8 protein-coding genes are annotated in these 7,832 nt (G+C 58.9%); 2 read left to right on the top strand and 6 right to left on the bottom strand.

Annotation, left to right across the window (positions count from 1 at the left end):
• The 6 genes from DBR18_RS28635 to DBR18_RS03015 form a co-directional block, all read right to left on the bottom strand.
• The coding region (locus DBR18_RS28635) for a dihydroxy-acid dehydratase (protein ID WP_256588503.1) at window positions 1-713 on the bottom strand (713 nt) is incomplete at its 3' end.
• 258 nt (window positions 714-971) lie between these two features.
• Entirely contained in the window at window positions 972-2,204 is a 1,233-nt protein-coding gene (locus DBR18_RS03035; RefSeq protein ID WP_108589201.1) for an MFS transporter, read from the bottom strand.
• Window positions 2,197-3,174 (bottom strand): diiron oxygenase, encoded by a 978-nt coding sequence (locus tag DBR18_RS03030; protein WP_108589200.1) that lies wholly within the window; start codon window positions 3,172-3,174, stop codon window positions 2,197-2,199. The genes DBR18_RS03035 and DBR18_RS03030 overlap by 8 nt, the downstream gene beginning before the upstream one ends.
• Window positions 3,171-4,244 carry a SagB family peptide dehydrogenase gene (locus tag DBR18_RS03025; protein ID WP_108589199.1) on the bottom strand — a complete coding sequence of 358 codons (1,074 nt, stop codon included), beginning with the start codon at window positions 4,242-4,244 and terminating at the stop codon, window positions 3,171-3,173. Before DBR18_RS03025 ends, DBR18_RS03030 begins: the two co-directional genes overlap by 4 nt.
• A gap of 439 nt (window positions 4,245-4,683) precedes the next feature.
• Window positions 4,684-5,880: a class I SAM-dependent rRNA methyltransferase gene (locus DBR18_RS03020; RefSeq protein WP_108589198.1), complete on the bottom strand. Its 1,197-nt coding sequence runs from the start codon at window positions 5,878-5,880 to the stop codon at window positions 4,684-4,686.
• 288 nt (window positions 5,881-6,168) lie between these two features.
• Window positions 6,169-6,708: a type 1 glutamine amidotransferase domain-containing protein gene (locus DBR18_RS03015; protein WP_108589197.1), complete on the bottom strand. Its 540-nt coding sequence runs from the start codon at window positions 6,706-6,708 to the stop codon at window positions 6,169-6,171.
• A 228-nt stretch (window positions 6,709-6,936) separates the two neighbouring features.
• On the opposite strand from DBR18_RS03015, the gene DBR18_RS03010 reads away from it, so the two are divergent.
• Window positions 6,937-7,749 (top strand): HDOD domain-containing protein, encoded by an 813-nt coding sequence (locus tag DBR18_RS03010; RefSeq protein WP_177482336.1) that lies wholly within the window; start codon window positions 6,937-6,939, stop codon window positions 7,747-7,749.
• Between the two features lie 12 nt (window positions 7,750-7,761).
• The coding region (locus tag DBR18_RS28630) for a DNA-formamidopyrimidine glycosylase family protein (protein WP_371921062.1) at window positions 7,762-7,832 on the top strand (71 nt) is incomplete at its 3' end.

Below are 7,832 nucleotides of genomic sequence, written 5' to 3'. Positions count from 1 at the left end.
ACGATGGTGCGGCCGGCCTGCAGGAACAGCTGCTCGCGATCACTGTGGGTGGCCAGGGTCGAACCGTTACCCGGCAATGCCAGGCCGAGCGCTTCGGTCAGGCAGTTCATCGAGTTGGCGGTGAACATGCCGGAGCACGAACCGCAGGTCGGGCAGGCGCTACGCTCGTATTCAGCGACTTTCTCGTCAGAAGCGCTGGAGTCGGCGGCGATCACCATGGCGTCGACGAGGTCGAGGCCGTGGGACGCGAGTTTGGTCTTGCCGGCTTCCATCGGGCCGCCGGACACAAAGATCACCGGAATGTTCAGGCGCAGGGCGGCCATCAGCATGCCCGGGGTGATCTTGTCGCAGTTGGAGATGCAGACGATCGCGTCTGCACAGTGGGCGTTGACCATGTATTCGACGGAGTCGGCGATGATCTCGCGGCTCGGCAGCGAATACAGCATGCCGTCGTGACCCATGGCGATGCCGTCATCCACGGCGATGGTGTTGAATTCTTTCGCGACGCCACCGGCACGTTCGATTTCCCGGGCAACCAGTTGACCGAGGTCCTTGAGGTGCACGTGGCCCGGCACGAACTGGGTGAAGGAGTTGGCAATGGCGATGATCGGCTTCTTGAAGTCGTCATCTTTCATCCCGGTGGCGCGCCACAGTGCGCGGGCGCCGGCCATGTTGCGGCCATGGGTGGATGTTTTCGAACGGTAATCTGGCATGAAACACTCCGGGCGGCTAATCAGGTATCAAAAGGGGAGTGAGCTTCTATTGACGTCTGGAACACTCAGAAATGGCCGTGTGTCCTGGATGCTGCCGATGACTTTGCGGGATCGCCGCTTGCCTCAGCCTGAGCTCATAAACCCGCCGGGGGATGAATGGCGATGAATCAGCCGATTCTACACCGCTGGCGTCTGGAGGGAATGGCGCAAAGCACTGTTCCAGCGCCGACGGTTCGAATTGCAGGACGACTGGCAGGTTCACTCACTGCCGGATGCTGCCATGTCTCTGGCCTGGAGCAGGCTGGCGCGATGGCTGATGCGTCTGTTCAAGGCCAGCGCGATGCAGCTGAGCAGGACAAACCAGTACCCGAGGGTGGCCTGCAGATTGTTTGGGCTCAGGCTGACGAGGGCGCTGATCAGTCCGCCACAAATGAAGATGATCGTACTGCCGGCGGAGGCCGAGGTGCCGGCGTTCCTGGGGAACAGCTCCATGGCCCGCGAAGTGGCTGCCGGGCGTGCGATGGTGGTGCCCGCAGTGCAGATCAGCATCGGAATCAGCACTGCGGCCGCCGAAAGCGCCAGGTATCTGGCCATGAACAGCATCACCAGCCCCGCCAGCAGGATCAGGCTTAACCCGACCACCATTTGTTGTCCGGGCGAAATTCGCCGGCTCAGCAGGGTGGCGGCGACGCCCCCCCCGACATAGGCCGCTCCGTAGATCAGCAGAATCAGCGAGAAGTGGTAGGCCGACAGTTGCAATTGATCCATGAAGATCAACGGCGAAACGACAATGAACGAGAAGTGGCAGGCGAATGCGAAAGCCGAGATCAGCCAGAAGGCAACGAACTCGAAATCCGTCAGCACTCGCCGGTATGCCTGGAGAAAATTGACCGGTGTATTTCTGACGACGGGCCGACTGTTGTCCAGAAACAGCCAGGCCTTGAGCATCACCACAGCCGCCAGTGCGATGAATAGCCAGAAGCTGCCGCGCCAGCCCAGGGTTGCCTGCAGAACGGTTCCGGCCAGTGGTGATACGGAGATGAATACCCCGGTGGCAGTAACCAATAGAATCCGCAGGCGATCACGCTCTTCGCCTTCGAACAGATCCTGCACCAGTGCCTGCGATAGCACGAAACAGCCACAGCCCATGGCCTGCACAATGCGAAAAGCCATGAACAGCGTGTAGTCGCTGGTCAGTACGCAGCCGGTGGCGCCGAGAATCGAGACGCCCATGCCTGCAAGTAACAAGCCCTTGCGCCCGATGACGTCGGACAGCGGCCCGATCAGCAGCTGGGCAAAGGCAATACCCACGGCGAACAGGCTGATCGACAGCGCAATGTCGGCCTGAGTGCTGGCGAAATGTTCGGCCAGCGCCGGGAACGACGGCAGCAGGACATCCAGCGGAAACACCCCCAGTAACACCATGGCCAGTAGCAGGCTGACCGCTCCGCGTCGCTGTCGGGTACTTGCAACCGTTGCTTCTTCACGCATCGATCAGTCCTGCCTTGGCGAACAATTTGCGATTGTTGGGATGTGCGAAAAAACCGGCTTTGTCGAGTGCGGCAAGCGTAGCCGTGGCGCCGGATCTTGCACGCTGGCGGCTGGCTTGCTCGTTGCCCAGTTTGTCGAGGATCTCTCTGATTGCGCTATCGCCTATGCCTGCTCGGCGCAGACTCTGGTGCAGCCATTTTTCATCGACTTCAAAAAAGATCGTCAAGGTCTCCAGGAGGGTTCTGGCGGCGAAAGCACGTTGGCGGCTGTTCAGGGTCAGCCAGAGATAGTGGAAAATTTCGGAAAAAAAACGGCTATGGCGCGCTTCGTCGGCGAGGTGATCACGCAACATGTCATTCACGCTGCTGACCAGCGTTTCCCTGCACACGTCCAGCAGCTCCCGGGCAATGATCGTTTCGGAAACGAAGCCGATCAGAAACCATGTCAGCGGACGCTTGCTCTGTGGCGTACGGGCAATCTGGCCGCTCAGGCGCGTAATGCGCAGAGGCATCACCGGGCGTCCGGTGAAACCGTGCAGATCGGCAATCTGTTCGGCCAACCGATATGAGAACAGTGCGTGATAACCCTCATCGGTGTAGAGCTGCAGCGCGGCGGTTTTCATGTGCTGGGGAATGTGGGTGGGCAACTCGCCGTGAATGATGGTTTCGACGGCGCGGTTGACGATGCGGTGTTCGAGCAGTGTGGTGTAGTCGAGAAAATGCACCAGATGATGGGCTGCCAGTCGATGCATGACCTTGCTGCCCGCAGCCTCGATGGCGGGATGGGACAGGTACGGCAGGAAGGATGGCGGAAACCAGAAACGGGTCTGGAGCTGGCACTGCAGGTCTTCCGGCAACTGATAGGTGTGCCGGCTGGTACGTACCGAAGCGTGGTTGTCCCAATCGCCAAGCGTGAAGCGAAGCTTGTGCGATTGCGGTGCTGCGGGGTGATCCGGGCTGGGCGCACTCATGCAGGCGTCTCCTGCAGCAGGTCACGCATTTCCCGGCACATCGCCTGCCTGTCACTGGCTCCGCAGCCAACAAAAAACAACGGTTGCTCGGCGCTGCCCTCGATTTTGAGCAGTGTTTCAACCTGATGATCGGTAAACGCCCCGGTCAGCCATGTCCCCAGACCCAGTGCCGTGGCCACGAGTTGAAAGGTCTGCGACAGGTGACCGGCCTCGACGAAGGCCATGCGGTATGCCCGTGAGTGTTCATATTTCCACCATAGCTTGTCGAAGCGGGCGGTGATGAACAGGCCCAGCGGCAGGTTGTTGATAAAGTGCTGGCCCGCCAGTAAATGGCCGAGCGCGGCTTCGGGCAATGGATTGACCCGGCTGAGTGCGTGTTCTGCCGGGTGATAGGCATAGATGCCCGATTCCAGACCTTCGATGTTTCGGGCCAGAAGAAAGCCTTCACAGGCATTCAGCCCGCCACCCGAAGGACTGCTGCGCCGGGCGCCGAGACCCTCGGCAATGCTGTTGTCGTGGTCGTTGTTGCGGTCGTGAAGAAAACCCAGCGAGAGATACAGCAAGGTGCCCACATCCGCGAGCGGGATCGCTGTGCCGGTAAAGGAGCGGCAGGTTTTACGCAGGCGCAGGACGTTGCCCAGGCTGGCGACGGTCAACGCGGCGGAGGCGGGCAGGGCAATCAGAGGTTCGCTCTGGTTAACCGGGCGCTCCATTCTCGGTGCGGGAGTGTTCAGCACTTCGTTGCAGTGATCCAGGTATTGTCTGGACCACTCATGAATATTCTGGGGGAGTTGCTCGCAGGGAATGTTCTGGGTGCCGATATGATAGATCTTCGACAGTTCATCCCAGCCCCATGGCGGGCTGTCTATTTTTGAAACGGTTAATATGCCCGCACTTAGAAAGTGTGCGTCTATTATGTTGTGCGGTTCGAACGTATTCGGGTTGTTTATAAGTTGGGCAAGTCGTTGCGAATAGGTCAGGTCCAGCTCGTATTGAGTATGGGTCTTGTAATTCCAGACTATTTGTCCGGGAGTGCGCGGCAATATGAATAAGTAGGGGTTTATATGCATGTTTGAGTATTCACTCTGGAAATAGGCGATAGAACGCTGGAGGGCCGGCACTCCCCAGCGTTCCGACTTACTTAGCGGGCTTTAGGCGCAACCAGAAATGCCAGGTTTGCGATTTTGTTGGTTTCCAGAGTAATTGCTTTCATAAGTATGAACTCCTTGTTCATTGAGAGTGGATGTCACCGTCGTGGTGACAACTTAATAATAGGTTGTAATGAATTATTCGCAAGCGATACTTAAGTAGGAAATTTCTATTAATTTTGTCGGAGCGGGTGTGCTGCTAAAACGAATTTGTAAGTTTTAACTTGTTAAATTGATCGCGCAGAGAAATGTCCTGCATGCGCATAGGAAGTTAGTTGTAGGAAAAGGGCTGGAGATTCGACGACATTGCATCGCCGAAATGCAAACGGGAAGCCCGTGGGCTCCCCGTTTCATTGACCAATCAGCTGTTGGGCAGCAGACGGCAGGTGATGCTCTTGATGTAGCGGGTCTCGGCGATTGCCGGGTGTACCGGGTGGTCCGGGCCCTGACCGCCGCGCTCGAGCAACTGAATGTTGCGGTCCAGATGACGGGCGCTGGTCAGGAGGATGTTCTGCAGATCATCTTCCGGCAGGTGCATGGAGCACGAAGCGCTGACCAGGATGCCGTCCTTGGTGAGCAGGCGCATGGCTTGCTCGTTCAGGCGACGGTAGGCGCCTTCACCATTTTTCATGTCTTTCTTGCGCTTGATGAACGCCGGCGGGTCGGCAACGATCACGTCGAAGCGCTCTTCGCTGGCCTTCAGTTCCTTCAAGGCTTCGAAGACGTCGCCTTCGATGCAGGTCATCTTGTCGGCGAAGCCGTTCAGCGCGGCGTTACGCTCAACGCCATCGAGGGCGAAGCCCGATGCGTCGACGCAGAACACTTCGCTGGCGCCGAACGCCGCCGCCTGCACGCCCCAGCCACCGATGTAGCTATAGAGGTCGAGGACGCGTTTGCCTTTGGCGTAAGGGGCGAGGCGGGCGCGGTTCATGCGGTGGTCGTAGAACCAGCCGGTTTTTTGGCCGCCAATGACCGGCGCTTCGAACTTCACGCCGTTCTCTTCCAGGGCGACCCACTCCGGCACCAGGCCGAACACGGTTTCGACGTAGCGGTTGAGGCCTTCGGCATCACGGGCGGCGGAATCGTTCTTGAACAGGATGCCGCTTGGCTTGAGCACTTGGGTCAGTGCGGCGATCACGTCATCCTTGTGCGCTTCCATGGTCGCCGAGGCAATCTGCACCACGAGGATGTCGCCGAAACGGTCAACCACCAGACCTGGCAGCAGGTCGGAATCGCCGTAGACCAGGCGGTAGAACGGCTTGTCGAACAGGCGCTCGCGCAGCGACAGGGCCACGTTCAGGCGGTGCACCAGCAGCGATTTGTCCAGTTGCAGCTTGATGTCGCGCGACAGCAGACGGGCGCAGATCAGGTTGTTCGGGCTCATGGCGACGATGCCCAGCGGCTTGCCGCCGGCAGCTTCGAGGATCGCCTGATCGCCGGCCTTGAAGCCGTGCAGTGGCGTGGCAGCCACATCGATTTCGTTGCTGTAGACCCACAAGTGGCCGTTGCGCAGGCGACGGTCGGCGTTGGCTTTGAGGCGCAGGCTAGGCAGGGACATGACGTCGCTCCGGAAAAAAGAGCGGGAGTATACCGTGTTGCTCGGCCTGATTGGCTGGTGAGTGGATATGCGGCAAGGGCAATCAGTGAAGAAGGAATCCATCTGTGGCGAGGGGATTTATCTGTGGCGAGGGGATTCATCCCCGATCAGCTGCGCAGCAGCCGCAAACCCCGAACGCAGTTTTCTGACTGACCGCGTGAATCGATTTGGGACAGCTGCGCTGTCCATCGGGGATAAATCCCCTCGCCACATAAATCCCCTCACCACATGAATTCACTAGCCCACAGATCAGGCTGACAGGGCGCTGATCAACTCCTTGTTGAACGCCGGAATATCATCCGGCTGACGGCTGCTGATCAGGTGCCCGTCCTTGACCACTTCCTTGTCGACCCAGTTGGCGCCGGCATTGACCAGATCGTCCTTGAGTGTCTTGAAGCTGGTCATGGTCTTGCCATTGACCAGCCCGGCGGAAATCAGCAGCCAGCTGCCATGGCAGATCACCGCAATCGGTTTGCCGGCCGAAGCACCGGTCTTGACCAGGTGCTGGGCGTCCTGGTCGATGCGGATGGTGTCGGAGTTCTGCACGCCACCCGGCAGGACGATGGCGTCGTACTGCTCGCTGCTGGCGCCTTGAAACGTCTGGTCGACCTTGAAGTCGTCCGCCGGTTTGTCGTGGTTCCAGCCTTTGACCTTGCCGGCTTCGGCGGAAAGGATGTCGACCTGAGCACCGGCCTGCTCCAGTGCCTGCTTGGGACCGGTCAATTCGACCTGTTCGAAACCGTCTGTTACCAGAATGGCGACGCGCTTGCCGTTGAGGGAAGTGGTCATCGATAAGCTCCTGTGTCTGCGGGAATTTGCCGCCGAGCCGGCACTCGATTGTCCGCTCGGCATTACAAAGTCCGAAGCCGGCGCGTGAATGAAAGTTCCTGACAATTGCCCACTGGTGTGTCGTCGTGCGGTTTTTAGGGGTTAGAATCGCCGCCTGTCCCAGAGTGTGTACTTATGTCCCAAGAGCTGACCACCGAACAGATTCAACAATCCCTGCAAGGCATCAGCGTGCCCGCGCAGCCGCAGATCATGGTGGATCTGCAAATGGAGCAATACATGCCCGACCCGGACCTGGAGGTGATCGCCAAGCTGATCTCCCAGGATCCCGGTTTGTCCGGCTCTCTGCTGAAAATCGTCAATTCGCCTTACTACGGCCTGAGCAACAAGATCACTTCGATCCAGCGCGCGGTGAACCTGTTGGGCAGTCGCTCGATCATCAACCTGATCAACGCGCAGTCGATCAAGGGCGAGATGAACGACGACACTATCGTCACTCTCAACCGCTTCTGGGACACCGCCCAGGACGTGGCGATGACCTGTCTGACCCTGGCCAAGCGCATCGGCACCCAGGCGGGCGATGAGGCCTACGCGCTGGGCCTGTTCCACGATTGTGGCGTGCCATTGATGCTGCAACGGTTCCCCAATTACATGACGGTGCTGGAAAAAGCCTACGCCAATGCCAGCGCCGAGTGCCGGGTGGTGGACACCGAAAACGCCGAATTCAACACCAACCATTCGGTGGTCGGTTACTACACCGCCAAGTCGTGGCGCCTGCCTGAGCACGTCAGCACGGCGATCGCCAATCACCACAATGCGCTGGCGATTTTCAGCGATGAATCCTCGCGCAACAGCCAGATGAAGAACCTGTTGGCGATCCTGAAAATGGCCGAGCACATCTGTGCGTCGTATCGGGTATTGGGCAACCAGACCGAAGACCACGAATGGAACAGCATCGGCGCGCTGATTCTCGATTACGTGGGCCTGTCGGACTACGATTTTGAAACCCTCAAACAGACGATCCGCGACCTCGGCGCGCATTGATTCGAGGACACCATGCCTGAATTGCCGGAAGTCGAAACCACCCGCCGGGGTATTGCCCCGCACCTGGAAGGCCAGCGCGTCAG

Source organism: Pseudomonas sp. HMWF021 (genome assembly GCF_003061005.1).
Taxonomy (GTDB): Bacteria; Pseudomonadota; Gammaproteobacteria; order Pseudomonadales; family Pseudomonadaceae; genus Aquipseudomonas.
Note: the sequence above shows the minus strand (reverse complement) of the source record. Positions and strands in the feature narration are given on the sequence as shown.

Excerpts from the sequence above, each read along its gene's own strand:
- DBR18_RS03035 (WP_108589201.1), bottom strand. The coding sequence starts at position 2,204 with ATGCGTGAAGAAGCAACGGTTGCAAGTACCCGACAGCGACGCGGAGCG.
- DBR18_RS03030 (WP_108589200.1), bottom strand. The coding sequence starts at position 3,174 with ATGAGTGCGCCCAGCCCGGATCACCCCGCAGCACCGCAATCGCACAAG.
- DBR18_RS03025 (WP_108589199.1), bottom strand. The coding sequence starts at position 4,244 with ATGCATATAAACCCCTACTTATTCATATTGCCGCGCACTCCCGGACAA.
- DBR18_RS03020 (WP_108589198.1), bottom strand. The coding sequence starts at position 5,880 with ATGTCCCTGCCTAGCCTGCGCCTCAAAGCCAACGCCGACCGTCGCCTG.
- DBR18_RS03015 (WP_108589197.1), bottom strand. The coding sequence starts at position 6,708 with ATGACCACTTCCCTCAACGGCAAGCGCGTCGCCATTCTGGTAACAGAC.